The sequence below is a fragment of the Phycicoccus elongatus Lp2 genome (assembly GCF_000367525.1).
Taxonomy (GTDB): Bacteria; Actinomycetota; Actinomycetes; order Actinomycetales; family Dermatophilaceae; genus Phycicoccus_A; species Phycicoccus_A elongatus.
In genome coordinates this window covers 1,572,382-1,591,338 of record NZ_HF570956.1, presented here as the reverse complement: position 1 = coordinate 1,591,338, position 18,957 = coordinate 1,572,382, and the positions used below count along the sequence as shown (strand labels likewise).

Annotated in this window: 18 protein-coding genes and 1 pseudogene; 3 read left to right on the top strand and 16 right to left on the bottom strand. The window is 69.1% G+C overall.

What is annotated here, in order from left to right:
* Together BN10_RS16325 and BN10_RS16320 are read left to right on the top strand one after the other, a co-directional pair.
* Positions 1 to 475 (top strand): annotated as a pseudogene (locus tag BN10_RS16325) (IS30 family transposase); the annotation flags it as partial.
* A gap of 64 nt (positions 476 to 539) precedes the next feature.
* Positions 540 to 773, top strand: coding sequence for an IS3 family transposase (locus BN10_RS16320; RefSeq protein WP_324603536.1), 234 nt, complete (start codon positions 540 to 542; stop codon positions 771 to 773).
* Positions 774 to 1,113: 340 nt separating this feature from the next.
* Here the strand turns inward: BN10_RS16320 and BN10_RS07495 are convergent, their stop codons facing one another.
* The 15 genes from BN10_RS07495 to BN10_RS07425 all read right to left on the bottom strand — a co-directional run bounded on the left by BN10_RS07495 (position 1,114) and on the right by BN10_RS07425 (position 16,903).
* Positions 1,114 to 1,782 carry an acetyltransferase gene (locus BN10_RS07495; RefSeq protein ID WP_010850616.1) on the bottom strand — a complete coding sequence of 223 codons (669 nt, stop codon included), beginning with the start codon at positions 1,780 to 1,782 and terminating at the stop codon, positions 1,114 to 1,116.
* The gene (locus tag BN10_RS07490) at positions 1,769 to 2,410 is read right to left on the bottom strand and encodes a sugar transferase (RefSeq protein ID WP_010850615.1); all 642 of its coding nucleotides are present in this window, start codon (positions 2,408 to 2,410) and stop codon (positions 1,769 to 1,771) included. Before BN10_RS07490 ends, BN10_RS07495 begins: the two co-directional genes overlap by 14 nt.
* Positions 2,397 to 3,554, bottom strand: coding sequence for a DegT/DnrJ/EryC1/StrS family aminotransferase (locus BN10_RS07485; RefSeq protein WP_010850614.1), 1,158 nt, complete (start codon positions 3,552 to 3,554; stop codon positions 2,397 to 2,399). Before BN10_RS07485 ends, BN10_RS07490 begins: the two co-directional genes overlap by 14 nt.
* Positions 3,551 to 4,840 (bottom strand): nucleotide sugar dehydrogenase, encoded by a 1,290-nt coding sequence (locus BN10_RS07480; RefSeq protein ID WP_010850613.1) that lies wholly within the window; start codon positions 4,838 to 4,840, stop codon positions 3,551 to 3,553. The genes BN10_RS07485 and BN10_RS07480 overlap by 4 nt, the downstream gene beginning before the upstream one ends.
* On the bottom strand, positions 4,840 to 6,609 hold the full coding sequence (locus BN10_RS07475; RefSeq protein WP_040752913.1) for a polysaccharide biosynthesis protein: 1,770 nt from the start codon (positions 6,607 to 6,609) through the stop codon (positions 4,840 to 4,842). The genes BN10_RS07480 and BN10_RS07475 overlap by 1 nt, the downstream gene beginning before the upstream one ends.
* 165 nt (positions 6,610 to 6,774) lie before the next feature.
* The gene (locus tag BN10_RS07470) at positions 6,775 to 8,313 is read right to left on the bottom strand and encodes an amidohydrolase (protein ID WP_010850611.1); all 1,539 of its coding nucleotides are present in this window, start codon (positions 8,311 to 8,313) and stop codon (positions 6,775 to 6,777) included.
* A 151-nt stretch (positions 8,314 to 8,464) separates the two neighbouring features.
* Positions 8,465 to 9,862 (bottom strand): dihydrolipoyl dehydrogenase, encoded by a 1,398-nt coding sequence (lpdA, locus tag BN10_RS07465; RefSeq protein WP_010850609.1) that lies wholly within the window; start codon positions 9,860 to 9,862, stop codon positions 8,465 to 8,467.
* Positions 9,863 to 9,884: 22 nt separating this feature from the next.
* Positions 9,885 to 11,957: a penicillin-binding transpeptidase domain-containing protein gene (locus tag BN10_RS07460; RefSeq protein WP_233354285.1), complete on the bottom strand. Its 2,073-nt coding sequence runs from the start codon at positions 11,955 to 11,957 to the stop codon at positions 9,885 to 9,887.
* Entirely contained in the window at positions 11,950 to 12,426 is a 477-nt protein-coding gene (gene mreD / locus BN10_RS07455; RefSeq protein ID WP_010850607.1) for a rod shape-determining protein MreD, read from the bottom strand. Before mreD ends, BN10_RS07460 begins: the two co-directional genes overlap by 8 nt.
* On the bottom strand, positions 12,426 to 13,280 hold the full coding sequence (mreC, locus tag BN10_RS15705) for a rod shape-determining protein MreC (protein ID WP_010850606.1): 855 nt from the start codon (positions 13,278 to 13,280) through the stop codon (positions 12,426 to 12,428). The genes mreD and mreC overlap by 1 nt, the downstream gene beginning before the upstream one ends.
* A 2-nt stretch (positions 13,281 to 13,282) precedes the next feature.
* Positions 13,283 to 14,314 (bottom strand): rod shape-determining protein, encoded by a 1,032-nt coding sequence (mreB, locus tag BN10_RS07445; RefSeq protein WP_010850605.1) that lies wholly within the window; start codon positions 14,312 to 14,314, stop codon positions 13,283 to 13,285.
* A gap of 85 nt (positions 14,315 to 14,399) precedes the next feature.
* Entirely contained in the window at positions 14,400 to 14,822 is a 423-nt protein-coding gene (gene ndk / locus BN10_RS07440) for a nucleoside-diphosphate kinase (protein WP_010850604.1), read from the bottom strand.
* A gap of 9 nt (positions 14,823 to 14,831) precedes the next feature.
* On the bottom strand, positions 14,832 to 15,224 hold the full coding sequence (locus BN10_RS07435) for a DUF4233 domain-containing protein (RefSeq protein WP_010850603.1): 393 nt from the start codon (positions 15,222 to 15,224) through the stop codon (positions 14,832 to 14,834).
* A gap of 2 nt (positions 15,225 to 15,226) precedes the next feature.
* Positions 15,227 to 15,487 (bottom strand): hypothetical protein, encoded by a 261-nt coding sequence (locus tag BN10_RS07430; protein WP_010850602.1) that lies wholly within the window; start codon positions 15,485 to 15,487, stop codon positions 15,227 to 15,229.
* A 24-nt stretch (positions 15,488 to 15,511) separates the two neighbouring features.
* Positions 15,512 to 16,903, bottom strand: coding sequence for a bifunctional folylpolyglutamate synthase/dihydrofolate synthase (locus BN10_RS07425; RefSeq protein WP_040751054.1), 1,392 nt, complete (start codon positions 16,901 to 16,903; stop codon positions 15,512 to 15,514).
* 217 nt (positions 16,904 to 17,120) lie between these two features.
* Here BN10_RS07425 and BN10_RS07420 point away from each other — a divergent pair, with 217 nt between their 5' ends.
* Positions 17,121 to 18,134, top strand: a complete 1,014-nt coding sequence (locus BN10_RS07420) for a hypothetical protein (RefSeq protein ID WP_040751052.1) — start codon at positions 17,121 to 17,123, stop codon at positions 18,132 to 18,134.
* A 139-nt stretch (positions 18,135 to 18,273) separates the two neighbouring features.
* Here BN10_RS07420 and BN10_RS07415 read toward each other — a convergent pair.
* Positions 18,274 to 18,957 (bottom strand): DUF5915 domain-containing protein (locus tag BN10_RS07415; protein WP_040751050.1); only part of this gene is annotated, 684 nt, incomplete at its 5' end.

Below are 18,957 nucleotides of genomic sequence, written 5' to 3'. Positions count from 1 at the left end.
AGCGCTCCAGCCGCGCCACGCCCCTGGTGCACCTGCCGCGGATGCAGGGCTGGGCCGAGAAACCGCACGTCAAGAACGGGCCGGCGCTCGGCGGATACGGTGCCGTGGCCATGAACGCCGCGCTGACGGCGTCGATGACGAAACTGCCACAGCAGCTACGCAAGACACTGACCTGGGACCGCGGCAACGAACTGTCGGGCCACGCCCTGTTCGCGCTCGAGACCGGAACGAAGGTGTTCTTCGCCGACCCCCACTCGCCGTGGCAGCGCCCGACGAATGAGAACACCAACGGTCTGCTGCGGCAGTACTTCCCCAAGGGGACCGACCTGTCGCGCTGGTCCGCCGAAGACCTCGACGCCGTCGCTCACGCGCTCAACAACCGGCCCCGCAAGATCCTCGGCTGGCGAACCCCCGCCGAGGTCTTCGAAGAGCAACTACGATCCTTCAACAACCCGGTGTTGCAACGACCCCTTGAACTCGCCCAGTTCCGGTCCCGCAAGTACCTGCGCGCCCTGTCCCGGCACGACCTGCTCGAAGCCATGGGACAAGTCGGCTCGAGCGCGGACAACGCCGCCATGGAGAGCTGGTTCGCACTCCTGCAGAAGAACGTCCTGGACCGCCGAACCTGGGACACCCGCGACCAGCTGAGGCTGGCCATCGTCACCTGGACCGAACGGACCTACCACCGCCGACGACGCCAAGCCCGACTCGGCAAGTTGACCCCCATCGAGTACGAGACCATCATGACCACACCGGCCACTCAGGCCGCGTGACCAACCTGTCACCTATCCGTGCAGCAGTCACAAATCAGGGCTGGTGAAGGTAGCGTCAGGCACGTCGAGGCCTTACAGGTGGGCAGTGTCAGAACTTCCATCCTGCGAAGGCCTCGACGCCTATCCCCGCACCGACGCGCCGACCACGGCGAAGTCAGGTCCTACACCCTCGATTGGGAAGAGCCCGATTGCGCCGTTCGACGCGCACCGCACAAATTCGCTGGCCCGGAGGCCGAGATGAGCGACTTTTTGCAGTTCAGCCCATTCTTGCATAAACGGTAATAGCCAGATCGAGTCTTGACCGCGCTTTGCACCTGAATAGGATAAGAGAACCACACGGTCAATCCCAAGTACCGGGCACACCCTTGACGACGACGCCGGCCGGCACATTGCGCGTTACCACCGCTCCAGCACCAATAAGCGCACCTTTGCCGATCCACAGGTTCTGGAGGAGAGTCGCGCTTGCCCCGACGAGCGCAGCTGTTCCCAGAACGACTTCGCCCGAGATTACCGCTCCGGGGTTTACGGAGACAAAGTCAGAAAGGACTGCGTCGTGGCCCACGGTTACGTTGGGGTTGAGGTGCACGTGCCGCCCCAGACGGACGTTCGTCGACACCGCCACCCCCGCGCAGACGACGGCCCCCTCCCCCTTGGCGACACGAGCGCCGAACGTCGCGCTGGGGTGGATGGCCGTGAAAGGTCGCGCCCCGGTGCCCTCGAGCCGAGCGGCCAACCGCCGCCTCACCGCTGGGCTGCCGATCCCGAGCACGTACCGCCGGGTGACGGCATCCCCAGCCAGCCACTCATCGACGGTGCCCAGGTAGGCGACACCGCGCGCCGCGAGCCGCTCCATGTTGAGCTCGGAGGGCCCGTCGTCGACCACCCCGACCACCTCGACAGGTGACCCGGCCGCTGCCATGGCCTCCAGCACGTCGAGGCACTCCCGACCGAAGCCCGATGCCCCCACCACGACGACCCGTTCAAGGCCAAACCCGTCAGGCGACGTCATCGCCGACCCGTACCGCCGGCGACCCCATGAACACGCTCATCGTCGCCTCGCCCCCACCGCTGATCCCCTGCCGCTTCACCACGCAGCAAACAGTGCGAGCAAGAATCACCAGATCAAGCGTCAGGCTCCGGGTGTCCACGTACTCCACGTCGAGAGCGAACTTGTCCTCCCACGCCACACCGTTGCGCCCCGACACCTGGGCCAGGCCAGTTACCCCCGGACGCACCTCGTGGCGTCGCGCCTGTTCGGGGCTGTATCGCGGCAGGTACTCCACGAGCAGCGGCCTCGGCCCGACCAAGCTCATGTCGCCCTTGAGCACATTCCACAGCGTCGGCAGCTCGTCGAGGCTGGTGGAGCGCAGGAACCGACCCACGGAAGTGAGGCGGTCGGCATCCGTGACGTGGGCGGCGTCCGGACGCCGCATCGTGCGGAACTTCACGAGCTCGAACACCACGCCGTCGCGACCCGGGCGGGGCTGGCGGAAGAGCACCGGGCGCCCGTGGGCCGCGAGCACCACTGCGGCGGTGACGAGCTGCACCGGGGCGCTCACGACGAGCCCGACGGCGCTGACCGTGACGTCGATCGCCCGCTTGGCGACGTCGTAGCGCCGCCGCTCAACGTGTGGCACGGCGACCCTCCAGGAAGGAGGTGATGACCGCGTGGATGCGCTGCATCTGCCCATCGTCCAGTACCGAGCCGCCCGGCAGCGACAGGCCGGTCGAGAACAACCGCTCGCTCGTGCCGTCGAGCACGGCTCGGGCACCCGCGAACACGGGCTGGAGGTGCATCGGCTTCCACAGCGGACGCGCCTCGATGTCGGCGTCGCTGAGGGCCAGCCGCAGGTCCTCGGGAGCGAACCCGGCCACCGACGGGTCGATGATCACCGACGTCAGCCACCAATTGTCGTGGGTCGGCCCGCCCGCCAGACCCGACGGCTCACCGAAGGCGCTCACCCCGGCCACCCCGTCAAACAGCTCGAGGTAGCCCAGCCGGTGCTGGCGCCGCCGCTGCACCATGCCGTCGAGGCGGGCGAGCTGGGCGCGGCCGAGGGCGGCCAGGAGATTCGAGAGTCGGTAGTTGTAGCCGATCTCAGTGTGCTCGTAGTGCACGACCGGCTGGCGTGCCTGGGTGGCGAGGTAGCGCACCCGTTGCGCGAGGTGCGCGTCGTCGGTGAGCAGCGCCCCCCCGCCGGAGGTCGTCATCACCTTGTTGCCGTTGAACGACACGGCCGCCACGTTCCCGAACGAGGCTGCCGGGCGGCCGTCGCGGGTCGCACCGAGGCTCTCCGCGGCATCCGCGAGCACTGGGACCCCATGGGCTGAGGCGATGTCGTCGACCCGCGCGTGGTCCACGACCTTGCCCAGCAGGTCGACCGGCAGCACCGCTGCAACCCGTTGCCCACCGCCCGCGCACCGCTCGAACGCCTCCTCGAGGAGCCCGGCATCCATGTTGCCGGTTGCATCGCAGTCGACGAAGACCGGCTCCGCGCCGACGTAGGTGATTGCGTTCGCGGTCGCGGCGAACGTCATCGTCGACGTGAGGACGAGATCACCGGGACCGACGCCGAGCGTGATCAGGCCCAGGTGCAGCGCGGCCGTGCCCGACGACAACGCCACGGCGTGCCGGCGGCCGCAGTAGTCGGCGAGCTCGGCCTCGAAGGCGTCGACCTCGGGGCCCAACGGCGCGACCCACCCGGAGCTGATGGCGCGTGCGAGGGCTTGCTCCTCCGCCTCGGTGACGTCCGGCGAGGAGAGGTAGATGCGCTCTCTCACAACCGCAGGTCCGAGTCGGTCTTGTCCAGGAGGTACTTGAGGTCGTAGAGAACGTGCGCTCCTGGCGTGCCGAAGGCACGGATGCGCGCGGCACCCATCTCAACGAACTCGCGGTGCGCGACGGCGAGCACGATGCCGGCATACGTCCCTGGCTCCGGTGTGACCACCAAGTCGACCCGGTAATGGTCTTGCGCCTCCTGCGGGTCGGCCCACGGGTCGAGCACGTCGACTGTGATGTCGTAGTCCTCGAGCTCGCGGATGATGTCGATGACGCGGGAGTTGCGCAGGTCGGGCGTGTTCTCCTTGAAGGTCAGCCCGAGCACGAGCACTCGGGCGCCCTGCACGGGGATACCGTGCTTGCTCATCCGCTTGACGAGCTGGGAGGCGACGTAACCACCCATGGAGTCGTTAATCCGGCGGCCCGCGAGGATGATCTCGGGGTGGTAGCCCACGGCCTGCGCCTTGTGGGTGAGGTAGTACGGGTCCACCCCGATGCAGTGGCCACCGACGAGGCCGGGGCGGAAGCCGAGGAAGTTCCACTTCGTCCCGGCCGCCACGAGGACGTCCTCCGTGTCGATGCCCAGACGCGCGAAGAGGATGGCGAGCTCGTTCATCAGGGCGATGTTGACGTCACGCTGGGTGTTCTCGATGACCTTGGCAGCCTCGGCGACCTTGATCGTCGGGGCGCAGTGGGTGCCGACCGTGACGACCCGGCGATAGAGGTCATCGACGAACCTCGCCGCCGCGGGCGTCGACCCGGACGTCACCTTGACGATGTTCGTGACGCGATGCTCCTTGTCCCCGGGATTGATGCGCTCCGGGCTGTAACCGACCGAGAAATCGACATCGAGGCGCAGGCCCGATCCCTTTTCGAGGACCGGGACACACTCCTCCTCAGTCGCGCCGGGGTACACGGTCGACTCGTAGATGACGACATCGCCCCTCGAGAGCACGGCCGCAACCGTTTCGGACGCAGACAGGATGGGCGTCAGGTCGGGGCGGTTGGAGCCATCGACCGGCGTCGGCGTCGTGACGATGTAGACGTCCGCAGTCGCCAGGTCCTCCGCGCGATCGGTGAAGATCAGGTGACGAGCAGCGGCGAGCTCCTCGGCATCGATCTCCAATGTTCGATCATGGCCGGCGCTGAGTTGGCGCACGCGCTCGCCGTCGATGTCAAAGCCGATGACCTTGAGGTCGCGACCGAAGACGACCGCGAGCGGCAGGCCGACATAACCGAGACCGATGACGGCGACCGTGGGGTCACCGGGGGGGAGTGGTGCGCTCATCAGTGGGTCTGGTGCTCGCGGTCAGCCGTGAGCGACGTCTGGGTTCCGGGGCACATGCCCTCGACGATCTGCGGATCCATGCCCTCGATGACGACCCGAGTGATGCGCTCGTGACTGCTCGGTTCGGCGACCTCGAGGTCGCTGAGCAAGACCTCGTGCAACTTCTCGCCATGACGAAGCCCGGTGTACTCGATCGAGATGTCACTGCGGGACTCGGCGATCAACCGCTTGGCCACGTCGACGATTCGCACCGGACGGCCCATGTCGAGCACGAGGACCTCACCACGGTCACCGAGCGTCGCGGCTTGCAGGACGAGCTCGCAGGCCTCGGGAATGGTCATGAAGTAGCGCGTGACGTCGGGATGGGTCACCGTGACCGGCCCGCCCTGGTCGATCTGCGCGCGGAACGTCTCCAGCACCGACCCTCTGGAGCCGAGCACGTTGCCGAAGCGGACCGAGACCCAGGGTTCCCCCGTCACGACCGCATAGTGCGCGGTCAGACGCTCGGCGAGCCGCTTGGTCCGGCCGAGCACGCTCGTCGGGTCGGCGGCCTTGTCGGTCGAGACGTTGACGACGTGTCGCACGCCGAACCGGGCTGCGCACCGGAGGACGTGCAGGGTGCCGAGCACATTGGTCTTCCATCCCTCCGCCGGGAAGCGCTCCAGCATGGGGAGGTGCTTCAACGCCGCGGCGTGGAAGACGACATCGGGCTGGTGGAGTTCGAAGACCGCCGCCAGTGCTGACTCGTCACGCAGGTCGCACAGGACCATCTCATCACGGTTGAGCAGGCCGGTGCCGAAGAGCGACAACTCGAGGGCATGCAGGGCTGATTCGTCGCGATCCAACAGGATCAGGCGAGCGGGCTGGAGCCGGTGCACCTGCCGGCTCAGCTCCGATCCGATCGAACCGCCGGCACCGGTGACGAGCACAACCTGGCCGCTCACCAGGCCAGCGATGGCTGAGAGGTCGGTCTGGACCGTGTCCCGACCCAGCAGGTCGGCGATGTTGAAGGCCCGCAACTGCTCCAGCTCGACGCGGCCACCGATGAGTTCGCGCACCGGGGGGACCACGACGAACTCGAGACCGGCAACCTGACACTGGTCCGCCACCTCCTGGAGGAGGGCCGGCTCAGCCTTGGTGATCGCCAGGATGACGGCCTTGGCGCCGTGCTGGCGCGCAACCTCGATCAGGGCGTCGCCGCGACCGACGACGCGGCGACCACGGACGCGCAGGAATCGCTTGGCAGGATCGTCGTCGACGAAGGCGAGAATGCGGTAAGGCGGGTCGTCCGAGAGGTCCACCAATTGGGCGATCTGGTGGCCGGCATCGCCGGCACCGTAGACGACCGCGGAAATGGCCTCCTCGGTCCCGGTCGGTCGACGACGCAGGTCGGCGGTGCCGCGGTAGGCCCATCGCCCAAAGGCCATCAGCAGCAGGGCGAGCACCGGCACCAGCACCAGCAGCCCTCGCGAATAGCTGCGCTCGAAGGCCAACGCCACGCCGGCGCCGATCGCGGCGACAGCACCCACGACGAAGGCCAACATGGTGGTTTCGTCGAAACTGCCGATCCGGCTTCGCCCGAGGTAGAGATGGGTCCGGAAACCGATGCCGATCTGCAAGACGATCGCCGTCAGGGTGTAGACGACCACTTCGCGCCAGACATTCGCGGAGAGGTCGAAGTCATGGCGGACCAGCACGAACGCGCCCGCCGCGAGCACCCATGAGAGCGCGTCCCAGCCGGCCAGCAAGGCCGGCTTGAACGGTTTCATGGTCACATTGCCGGTCACCGGTGCGTCCCCTCATCCTGAGTTTGGCCTGCTGCAGGTCAACGAATGGTCAAGAGAATCTCAAGATCAGGTCGGCACTGCACTGGGAGAACCTTACCCGTCAAGGGTGGCACGCATTCGATATCGACCAACCTGGGGCCGTCCGCCTCAGAGTGCCCTCAGCGACAAGGTGTGGACAACGCGACCAGCCACGATCGTCGCGGCGACCTGCATACCCCTCAGGTATGCCGCGTGCGCGGGACTTCCCTCCCCCTCGGTGGGCACGGCCAGCGGGTCTGCATCGAGCAGCGCGATGTCGCCACGGCTGCCGACACCCAGCGTGGGTTGCCCGTCGATGGAGGCGCTCAAGGCCTCCGCCACCGTGATCGCCTGCTCCTGATGCCAAGGGCTGCGCTGATCACCGGAACGATGCACGGCTGCCGCCATCGCCAGCCACGGGTCCAGCGGAGACACCGGTGCATCGGACCCGAGCATGAGCACGATCCCCGCATCCACCATCGCGCGGAAGGCATAGAGCCGTTCGGTCCGGTCCCCCCACCAACGCTGCGAGACATCCCGGTCATCCAGGACGTGCGCCGGCTGCACACTGGCGTTGACGCGCAGACGCGCCATCCGCGGCAGGTCGGACCACCGGACGAGTTGGGCGTGCTCCATGGTCCCGATCTGCCCACTGGCCTCGAAGGCGTCCAGGGTCGCCGCCACCGCGGCGTCCCCGATGGCGTGGATCGCCGCGGTCACGCCGAGTGCACGGGCTCGAGCCATGATCGGCACGAGCTCCTCGAGGTCGAGGTTGGGTGCGCCGGACGAGGTGACGAGGAGGTCCTCCCCGAGGTAGGGCTCACAGCACCAGGCCGTCAAGGTGTTGAGGCTGCCGTCACTGATGATCTTGAGCGGGCCCATCGTCACCAGAGGCTGCCCGGGCACGAGAGGGTCACCGGTGCGCAGTCCGAGCGCCCCGACCTCCTCCAGGCGATCCGGGTAGACCGACGCCCGGACTCGCATGGTGTCCAGCCCGCTGGCCACTCGCGTCGGCCAGGTGTCGAAGCTCGATCCGAACTCGAAGTCGCGGATCCCCACCACGCCCTTGGCATGGGCGCGGCCCAACGCGTCGCGCAGGGCCTCGGTCGGATCAGCGGAATCGGGGTCGTGGACCTCGAGCCGGGTATACGCGGCATACCACTCCTCCTCGGCGAGGATTCCAGGCCGGGGGGGCAATCCGATCAAGCGCAGGGCTGCCGAGTTGAGCCACCCGTTGTGGCCGTCGCCGGACGCGAGAGCGACCGGGCGGTCACCGGTCACCGCATCGAGGGCGGCCACCGATGGTTGCGCGGTCCAGTCACCGCTGCGGTGGCCGTAGCCCAAGACCAAGGACGTCCCAGCGGGTATGCCGCGCATGTGCTCCGCCACTCGTCGCAAGGTGTCGCCGGGGCCGGTGGCACCGACGAGATCGATCCGGCGCCTGGTGAGGGCCCACATCGCGGGGTGGGTGTGTTGGTCCCACAGCCCGGGGATGGCCCACCGGCCCTCGGCATCGATCAGCTGCTCGGCGGAACGCCGCCCGAGGGTCGGAGCGATCTGGGTGACCTGGCCATCGACGATGCGCAGGTCGACCGGGTCGCCGCCACGCCCGCCGAGCCCGATCGGCACGAGCCTGACGGACCTGAGCAGCAAGGATGCGTTGGCCATGTCGGGACCTTAGCGAGGCCACCCGCAGCCGCGGATGCCCCTCTATGCGACCCAGGTGGCGACCGACCCCACCCAGCTGACCCCGCTCTTCGCCAGCGCGGTGTGGTCGGTCAACCCCGGGTCGTGGGGCTGAGCACAGAGCCTGCCGGTCTCAGAAGTTGATCATGTGGCCGACGATGCCCTCGACGGCCTCCTTGACCGCCTCGGACAGGGTCGGGTGCGCGAAGACGTTGCGGGCGACCTCGTCGGCGGTGAGGTCCCACTTCTGGGCGAGGGTGAGAACCGGCAGCAGCTCGGTGACATCTGGGCCGATCATCGCGGCACCGAGGATCTCGTTGTGGGTCGCGTCGGCGATGACCTTGACGAACCCCGCGGTCTCACCGAGGCCGGCCGCCTTGCCGTTTGCTGCGAAGGGGAAGGTCGCCGTCTTCACGTCGTAGCCCTTCTCCTTGGCCTGGGCCTCTGAGTAACCGAACGAACCGATCTGCGGGTGGCAGTAGGTCGCCCGCGGGATGAAGTCGTACTCGACCGGCATGGTGTCGGCGCCGGCCATGTGTTCGGCGGCCACGATGCCCTGGGCCTCGGCGACGTGCGCGAGCATCATCTTGGCGGTGCAGTCACCGATGGCGTACACCCCGGGGACGTTGGTCTGGCAGTAGTCGTCGATGGCGATGGCTCCCCGCTCGGTGAGGGCGACGCCGGTGGCCTCGAGGCCGTAGCCCTCGGTGCGGGGGGCGAAGCCGATCGCGGACAGCAACTTGTCGGCCTCCAGGACCTGTTGGTCGCCACCAGCGGCTGGAGAAACCGTCACGCGCACACCGGATCCGGTGTCCTCGACGGACTCGACCTTGGTGCCGAGCAGGACCTTGATGCCCAACTTCTTGTAGTGCTTGAGGAGCTCCTTGGAGACATCTGCATCCTCGGTCGGCACCATCCGGTCGAGGAACTCGACGATGGTCACATCGACACCGAAGTTCTTCATGACGTAGGCGAACTCGACACCGATGGCACCGGACCCGGCGATGATGATCGACCCGGGCAACTCGGCGTCGAGGATCTGCTCCTCGTAGGTCACGACGTTCTGGCTCACCTGCACCCCGGGGAGCATCCGGGTCACGGCGCCGGTCGCGATGATCAGCTTGTCGAAGGTCAACTCGCGGGTGGACCCGTCGTTGAGCGCCACCGACATCCCCTGCGGGCCGGTCAGGGTGCCCCATCCGTCGATCTCGGTGATCTTGTTCTTCTTCATGAGGAAGTGCACGCCCTTGACGATCCCCGCGGACACCTGACGCGAGCGCGCGTGCGTCGGGGCGTAGGCCATGCTCACCTCACCTTCGATGCCGTACTTCGCCTTGTCGTGCGTGAGCAGGTGGGCCAACTCGGCATTCTTCAACAGCGCCTTCGAGGGGATGCAGCCGACGTTGAGGCACACACCGCCCCAGTACTTCTTCTCGACCACGGCAACCTTCATACCGAGTTGCGAGGCGCGGATCGCCGCGACGTATCCACCAGGACCAGCACCGAGCACCACGAGATCGAAATCAGCCATGACGTCAGCCTAGTGCGTGGCGTCAGGGTGTCATCGTTCGGAGCGCCTCGTGGATCCGGCGGGCAATGGGGGCCGCCGTCTCCGCGCCTGTCCCCCCTTGGCTGACCGTCACCGCCACGACATACTTCGGCGCCGTCGCCGGCGCCCAGGACACGAACCACGCCGTGTCGCCCCGGCCGAAGACCTCGGCTGTCCCGGTCTTCCCGGCGACCGGCCAGTCCTCCGGCATCCCGGCGAACACCCCCGCTGCCGTCCCTCCCGTCACGACCGAGCGCAGGCCCTCCGCGACGTACTCGGCCACGGCGGGATCGAGACCACTGGAGCGGGTCGGGCCGGGGGCAATCGCCTCTTCGACCCTGGTGACCGGGTCCACCAGACCCAACCCGACGCGGGGGGTGACGATCTTGCCGCCATTGGCGATCGCGGCATACACCACCGCCATCTGCAGGGGGGTGGCCGCCAATTCGCCCTGGCCGATCGCGAGGTTCGCGGCGTCCCCGGCACGGTAGAGGTAGCCATCGGCGCAGTTCTCGACCGCCAGTTGTTGGAGGTATGCCGCGCGCTCCGGGTCCGTCGCGGCGACCTCGGGATAGCCGGTGGTCGCCCGCTTGCACAACTCGTCCTTCTGGGCGGTCCAGGCCGCGAGTTTGCGCTCACGACCCGGGACCGAACCGGTTGCCTCGTCGGGCAGGTCGATGCCGGTGCGGGAGCCGAGCCCGAAGGCCCGGTCGGTCATGACGAAGGGGTCGCCGTCGTCGGAACGCTGGGACAGCCCCCCTTGGGTGACCCAGGATCGGTAGGCGACGTCGTAGAACACCGTGTCGCAGGAGACGCGAAGCGCGTCGGCGTAGGTGAGGGGTGCGTGCGCCGTCGACTCGAAATTGTGGAAGGCCCGGTCCCCGATCTGGTAGCTCGCCGGGCACGGATGGAGGTCGGTGAGCGAGTCCCCGACCCGGACGGCTGCCGGGACCGACAGCGCCTTGATCGTCGAGGCAGGGGGGAAGGTCACGCCGGTCACCCGTGACAGCAACGGGTGGCCGGCCGCCGGGTCCGTGAGCCGGGCATAGTCCGCCGCGGTGATGCCGCCGGTCCAGACTCCGGGGTCGTAGGTCGGGACACTGGCCGAGGCGAGGACCTGGCCATTGCCGGCGTCGAGGACGACCGCTGCCGCGGAGTCCGCGACCTCTGCGCGACTGCGGGCGTCGGCGATTCCGTCGGCCAGTACTCGCTCGGCCACGGCCTGCAGCGCCGCGTCGAGTGAGGTGCGCAGGTCGCGTCCGGGCACGGCATCGGTGCGACGCACCTCGCGCAGGACGAGGCCGCGCGGGTCGACGGCGACGACCTGCGCCCCTGCCGTGCCGCGCAATTGCCTGTCGTACTGCTCTTCGAGCCCCGCCCGGCCGATGAGGTCGTCGACACCGAGCCGCCCGTCGGAGCCGCTCACCTCGTCACCGGTGACCCTGCCCAGATAGCCGAGGAGTTGGGCGGCGTTGACCCCATCGGGAGACGGAAAGGTGCGGGCGACCTCAGTGCGTACCCCGAGTCCCGGGTGCAGGTCAGGTCGCTCGAGCAGGGTGAGGGCGATCGTCGGGTCGACGTCGAGGGCCACCGGGACGGGCACCTGGGGAGAGCCGTTCCAGCAGATGGGGGGCTTGGGCGCACCGTCCTCACCACACAGGTGGGCCCGGCCGATCACCTCCGAGGGGTCGCGGTGCAGCAACGCGGCCAGCGCCGTCAGGCTCTCGCGAGCACGGGTGGGCTGGGCCGTGAAGACGCGCCGGTCCATCGTCACGGTCAGGGACGTGGTGTTCGCGATCAGCGGAACCCCGTGCCGGTCCAGGATGCGGCCGCGCACGGCCGGGACCGGCAGGGTGCGGGTGTTGGTCCCGGCCGCCGACACGGCGGCGGTGTCGGCACCCTCCACCAGTTGGACCTGCCCCAACCGGCCCACGAGCACCGCGAAAAGGACGAGGACGACCACCGACACGGCCAGGAGCCGGCCCCGGTGCTCGGCCACCAACTGCCCGCCACCACCGAGACGGATCGGGGTCCCGGCCCGCCCGAAGGGCCTGATCCGTCGACGTCGGTCAAGCACGCCGAGCCCATCGGGCATCAAGGCGCAGCAGCAAGGGGCCGAGCAGCAAACCGATCGTCGCCGTGGCCACCACCGAGGCAAGCACTCCGGGGACGTTGACGGGCGCGGACCTGGCCAGAGCGGCAAGGACACCGACGAGGGTCACGGAGGCACCGGTCACACCGGCGGCCAGAGCGACGAGCAGCCACGAGGCGGGCCCCGGGCGATGGAGGGTGCCTGCGAGAGCCCCGGCCACGGCATACGTGAGGGCCGAGGTGCCCAGGACTGCCGAGCCCGGAGGCAACAGGTCGAGCAGCCAGCCACCGGCCAGCCCGGCACCCAGGCCGCTGCGCCAGCCGCCTCGCAGGGCGACCACGCCCACGACGACGGCCACGAGGTCAGGGGTCGGCCGGAGGTGTCGTGCCCCCATGGCGACGACGAGGAGGGCGGCCAGCAGGAGCAGGGCTCCCCGGACCACCAGGCGCCACATCACGGCGTCCCTCCGGTGGCCGCTGGTCGCGGCTGGGTGCGCGGCGCCGTCTGCAGGATGCCCACCAGGCCCAGACTGCCGAGGTCAACCGTGGGCTCCACGACGGCAGTGGTCGTGGCCCGACCACGCAACGGCTCCACGGAGGTGACTCGACCCACCTCGACTCCCGCGACGAAGGGGCGCCCGTCGACACTGCCCAAGGTGGTGACCAGGTCCCCGACCGAGACCTCGCCCTGCTCGACGAGCTCGAGTCGCAGGGCCCGCGATCCCACGACACTGGAGCCGATGCCCAGGGCGCCCGTGGCGCTCACCGTCCCGATCCGCCCGTCCGGGCCGACGCGGACCCCGACGACCACCTCGGGACTCCCGAGCAGGACCACGTCGCACGTCCACGCCGAGATGGACTCGACGCGCCCGACGAGGCCGGCCACCGAGACCACGGTGCTGTCGGCACTCACACCGTCGCGCGAGCCGACGTCCAGGGTGATCCGCTGCGGGCCCGACGCCCCGTCGCGCCCGATGGCGACGACGTGCGCGGGCAGCACGGTCGCGCCGTCGGTCGTCGGGGCGTCGAGGAGCGCGGTCAGGTCGGCCCGGTCGTGCGCCTGTTGTTGGGCCTGTCGGGCGATGTCGGCGTACCGGTCACGCTCGGCTCGTGCGGCGGCGAGGTCAGAGTCACGTTGCGGGGCCAGCAGCCGCTCGAGCGGACCGAGCGCGCCCCCGGAAAGACCGCGGACCCGGTCCACTCCGGGCAGGCCCACCAGTCCGGCACCGACGACGAGCAGGGTCGCGACCACCGCGACGGTGAGAAGTCGGCGGCGGGCGTTGCTCGCGGGACCACGCCCGGACGACATGGTCACCGTCGAGTGGTGTCGACGAGGACGCGTTGCAGGGTCGAGAACTCCTCGACGCAGCGACCCGCACCTCGCGCGACCGCGCGCAGGGGATCCTCGGCAACCGTGACCGAGACGCCCAGTTCGTGATGCAGCCGCTGGTCCAGGCCCCGCAGCAGGGCTCCCCCACCCGTGAGCGTGATGCCGCGGTCGAGGATGTCTCCGGCGAGCTCGGGTGGGCAGACGTCGAGCACACCACGCACGAGGTCGATGATCTGGTGCAAGGGCACCTCGATGGCGCGCCGAACCTCGGCCGAGTTGATGACCACCGTCTTGGGCAGGCCGGTCGCGAGGTCTCGACCCCGCACCCGCTCGTTGACCTCCTCGCGCAACGGAAAGGCCGACCCGGCCGTGACCTTGATGTGCTCGGCCGTGCGTTCACCAAGGAGCAGGGAGTATTCGCCCTTCACGTGAGCAACGATCGCCTCGTCGATCTCGTCGCCGCCGATCCGCACGGATCGCGCCGACACGACCCCGCCGAGGCTGATGACCGCGACATCCGTCGTGCCGCCACCGATGTCGACGACCATCGAGGCAGCGCTCTCGTGGATGGGAAGGCCCGCCCCGAGGGCTGCAGCCATCGGCTCCTCGATGACGTAGACCCGCCGAGCGCCGGCCCGCAGCGTCGCATCCTCGAGCGCGCGCCGCTCGACACCTGTGATGTCGCTCGGCACCCCCACCACGACGCGAGGACGAAGGATCGTGGACGGCGCGACCTGGTCGACGAACCAGCGCAGCATGCGCTCGCTCACCTCCGCATCGGAGATGACGCCATCGCGCAGGGGGCGGATCGCGGTGACCGAGCTCGGTGTTCGACCCACCATTTCCTTGGCTCGGGCGCCCGCCGCGAGCAGGTCGGCAGTGCCGGTGCGCACCGCCACGACCGACGGCTCGTCGAGGACCACTCCGCGGCCCCGCTGGTAGATCACCGTGTTGGCGGTCCCCAGGTCGATGGCGAGGTCACGACCCCCGAATCGACCCCACACGCTCGCCACCCGCCGATGCTAACCGGCGGATCCGACCGCGAGCCGGGGGCACGCGGCATACCGGTGAAAGGCATTGGCCGACAGGCGGCGGTGATCAGAGCTCCGGGAACCAGATGCCGATCTCCCGGGCAGCGGACTCGGGCGAGTCGGAGCCATGGACGATGTTCTTCTGGACCTTCTCGCCCCAGTCGCGCCCGAGGTCGCCGCGGATGCTGCCCGGCGCGGCCTCGGTCGGGTTGGTGGCACCGGCAAGCGACCGGAAGCCCTTGATGCAGTCCTCGCCCTCGATGACGACCGCGGTCACCGGACCGCTGGACATGAAGGCGACAAGCGGCTCGAAGAAGGGCTTGCCCTCGTGCTCGGCATAGTGCTCCTGGAGCAGGGCGGTCGGCGGCGTGAGGATCTTGAGGGCCGCCAGGACATAACCCTTGGCCTCGATCCGACGCAGGACCTCACCGGTGAGTCCCCGATGGAAGCCGTCGGGCTTGACGATGACGAGTGAGCGTTCGGTGGTCACCCGGCCAGCCTAGTGGTGGCCGGCATCAGCCTCGGCGGCGGCGCGATGTTCGGCGACGAGCGCCTCGGCGCGTGGACCGCGGAGCAGGCAGAACACCCAGAGCGCGGTGAAGACGAGCCCCACGGCGAGCATCATCGGCACCCATACGGCGCTGGCCCAGGTGAGGACCTGGACGAGCCAGCCGAGCGGCAGCCCGAAGGGCGTCCGCATGAGGCCCGCGGCGAGGACGGCGAGCACTGCCAGGGCGCACCCGATCGCGAACACCCGGCCACCGTCCTTGCCGGCGGCGATCGCGGTGCCGCGGGCGACGAGGGCACCGAAGAAGAGCAGGATCGACTGCGCCGCCAGGACGGTCGCGAGCATCCGGTAGGTGAAGGTGCCGGTGCGCCCGACGAACTGCATCCTCACTGGTTGCGCCGACGGTCGTGCATCTCGACGGCGGTCCTCGCGGCAGCCAGGCCGGCGCCCGTGACGTCGCGATAGTGCTTGATGGCCAGGATCTTCTGGTTGTTGTCGAGGGCCCCGTCGATGGGCCTGCGCTGGGTCTCGGGGAGCTCGTGCACGGGCGTGAAGGCGACCGAGCCGCCCTGTTTCCCGGCGCCGATTCGCATCCCGAGGACGAAGACGATCGCCAGCAGGACGGCGAGGAGGATGAGCCACTTCATGACGTCAAGGGTATGCCGCGGGGCTCAGGCGGTCGTGGTGCCCAGCAGCATGCGCACCTCGGCCGCCGTGGTCACCGACCCCGTCGCCACCACGCCACCCGCGACTCCCCCGTCATCGGCCAGGCCGGCGGCCGTGTCGAGGGCGTCGGGCAGATCCTGGACGACATGGACGCGGTGCTCGCCGAAGATCTCGGTGGCGAGCTCGCCCAGCCGAGCCGGTGGCATGGCGCGCGCGGACGTGGTGCGGGTGACCACGACCTCGTCGAAGGCCGGCTCGAGGATCTCGAGCATCTCGGTGGCGTCCTTGTCGGCGAGGATCGCGACGACACCGACGATCTTGGCGAAGTTGAAGGAGTCCTGCAGGGCCTCGCGCAGGGCGAGCGCGCCGTGCGGGTTGTGGGCGGCGTCGACGATGACCGTGGGGCTGCGCCGGACGATCTCGAGCCGTCCGGGTGAGTCGACGGCGGCGAGTCCCTCGCGCAGGACGTCGAGGTCGAGCGCCTGCTCCCCACCGCCGAGGAAGGCCTCGACGGCGGCGACGGCGGTCGCAGCGTTCTGGGCCTGATGGGGGCCGTGCAGGGGGAGGAAGAGGTCGGGGTACTCGGCCGCCAGGCCCTTGACGCTGATCTGCTGGCCGCCGACGGCGACGTCGCGCGCGGTCACGCCGTAGTCGATGCCCTCCGCGACCAGGCGCGCCCCGACCTCGTCCGCCTTGTCGCGCAGGATCACCGCTGCCTCGTCGTGCGGCTGCAGGGCCATGACGGTGATGCCATCGGCCGTGATGATTCCCGACTTCTCGGTCGCGATCTCCTCGACGGTGTCGCCGAGGAAGTGCCGGTGGTCGATGTCGATCGGCAGGACGACGGAGACGGGAGCCTCGACCACATTCGTCGCGTCCCAGGCCCCTCCCATGCCCACCTCGACGACGGCCACGTCGACCGGGGCATCGGCGAACGCGGCATACCCGATGGCGACGAGGACCTCGAAGTAGGTCATCCGCGGGCCGCCCGCGGCGAGCGATTGTGCGTCGACCATCTCGACGAACGGCATGACCTCGTCGTAGGCCGCCAGGAAGGCCTCTTCCCCGATCGGTTGGCCGGACAGGGCGATCCGCTCACGCATCGAGTGCAGGTGTGGTGAGGTGAATCTGCCTGTCTTGAGGCCGAGTTCACGCAGGAGGCGCTCGATGATGCGGGTCGTCGAGGTCTTGCCGTTCGTGCCCGTCAGGTGGATGACCGGGAAGGTGCGCTGCGGGTCCCCGAGGAGTTCCATGACGGCGGTGATGCGGTCGAGGGAGGGCTGGAGCTGGTGCTCCGGCGCACGGGCGAGGATCGCTTCCTCCGCCTCCCGCATCCGCTTGCGAATCTCGAGATTGCGCGCGGCCTCGCGCTGGGCGGCGTCGGGTGCTGGGGTCACGGGCCCATTCTCCCGCACCTTCCGCCCTCCCTCCCCGTCCCCTCCCTCCCCCCGTCCCCTCCCTCGCCGTCCCCTTCTGTCGAGAGGGAGCAAATCGCGGGCTGCGGACCCGTGTGCCCGCGATTTGCTCCCTCTCGATCGCGGGATGCTGGGCGAACCCCTGTGGAAAGCTGTGGACAACACCGGGAGCCGGTCGGCACTCGGGTTGGCTTCTCGTATGCCGCGCACTCCCCTTCCTGCCGAACTCGCCTCCGGACCGTTCGCGGCGCACGACGCGATCAACAGGGGTGTGCCGGCCAGCCGGCTGCGTGCGAAGGCACTCCACCACATCACCCACGGGGTCCATTGCGCGACTCCCGTCGAGGACGGGCCCGAGCTTCGGCGTGCTCTGCTGCTCGGGCTTCCCGAAGCGGTGGCCCTCTCCCACCTCAGCGCCGGTGATGTCCACGGCTTCCCCCGCACGGCTCGACAGACACGGGATCGGCGCCTTCACGTCATGTGCAGCAGCAACGTCGGGCCTATCCGGCGCGAGGGCGTCGCCGGGCATCGTGGTCTCGAGCAGCGGGTCGTGCACCTGCATGAGGAGTTCGCCGTCGTCGATGCAGCAGACACCTGGTGCGACTACGGCGAGCTCGTGCGGTGCGATGGCCTGACCGTGGAAGATCTCGTGGTGGTGGGAGACGCGGCGGCCAACGTGATCCTGCGGCCGGACCACACGGCATACGACTTCTCCGATAGGCGTCCGCAATGGTGGAGCGACGTCACCCTGGACCAGCGACTCGACGTGCGACAGGTGGACGTGGAACGCGTCCGCGGGGAGCTCCGTCAGCGACTGGACGCCCGCAACCGGCCAAGAGGAAAAGTCCTGCTGAGCCAAGCATTGCCCCTCATCCGGCCGTGGGTGCGATCACCGCAGGAGTCGCGGGCGCGCCTGATGTTCATCGAGGCGGGGTTCCCGGAGCCGGTGGTCAATCTCGACATCCATGACGACGACGGGCAGTGGCTGGCCGAGGGCGACCTCGTCTGGCCGGAGCACCGGTTGATCGGTGAGTACCAGGGTGAGCACCACGCGAGTCGCCACCAGGCCAGCAAGGACTCCGACAGGAGGTCACGCCTTCGGGACCGAGACTGGCGCACCCGCGAGATCTGGGCCGAGGACCTGTCCGACCCCTTGCGGCGTCATGCGCTGCTCAAGCGATTCGCGATATTGCTCGACCATCCGTGGCCCTGACCGATCGCCCGCCCCCGTCCGAGTCGGGTGAGACCAGTCGAAAGGGAGCAAATCGCGGGCTCGGACCTCTTGGGCCCGCGATTTGCTCCCTCTCGACGGGTGGAGGCCGCGCCCGTCATTGAGCGCGCGACCGGCCCAATCAGCGCTTGGCGACCCGGATGCGGACGCGCTGCTCGTTGCCGACGAGCGTTTCGGACACGTCGTCGCCGACCGTGAGGTCGTCGAGGTTCATCGACACCGAGAACTGGTCGGCGAGGGTCTCCCCGATGATCAGGTCCCGATGCTCGAGCGCGGCACGCCACGTGTGCTCGCCGGCGGCGATCGTCAGGGTGATCCGGTCGGAGACGTCGAGCCCGGCTTCGCGGCGGGCCTGCTGGACCGCGCGGATGAGGTCACGGGCGGTTCCCTCGAGTTCCAGGTCGAGAGTGACCTGCGTGTCGAGGACCACGAAGCCACCGCCGGGCAGCATCGCGGTCACGTGTGCGTCGGCACCGGCCTCCTCGGAGACGACCGTCTCGAGCGTGTACTCGCCCTCGACGAGCGCCAACCCACCGGAGGTGACCGTGCCGTCCTCGGCCACGGACCAGTCACCGCTCTTGGAGCCCTTGATGACGGTTTGCACGTCCTTGCCCAGACGCGGGCCGGCGACCCGCGCATTGACGGTGAGCTTCTGGCTGATCCCGAAGTCGGACTCGTGGGCCGCGTCGACATCGAGCAGGGTGACCGACTTGACGTTGAGCTCGTCGGCGATGATCGGCGCGAACGGCTCGAGCGTCGCCGGGTCGGCCGTCACCACGGTCAGTCCGGCCAGCGGCAGCCGCAC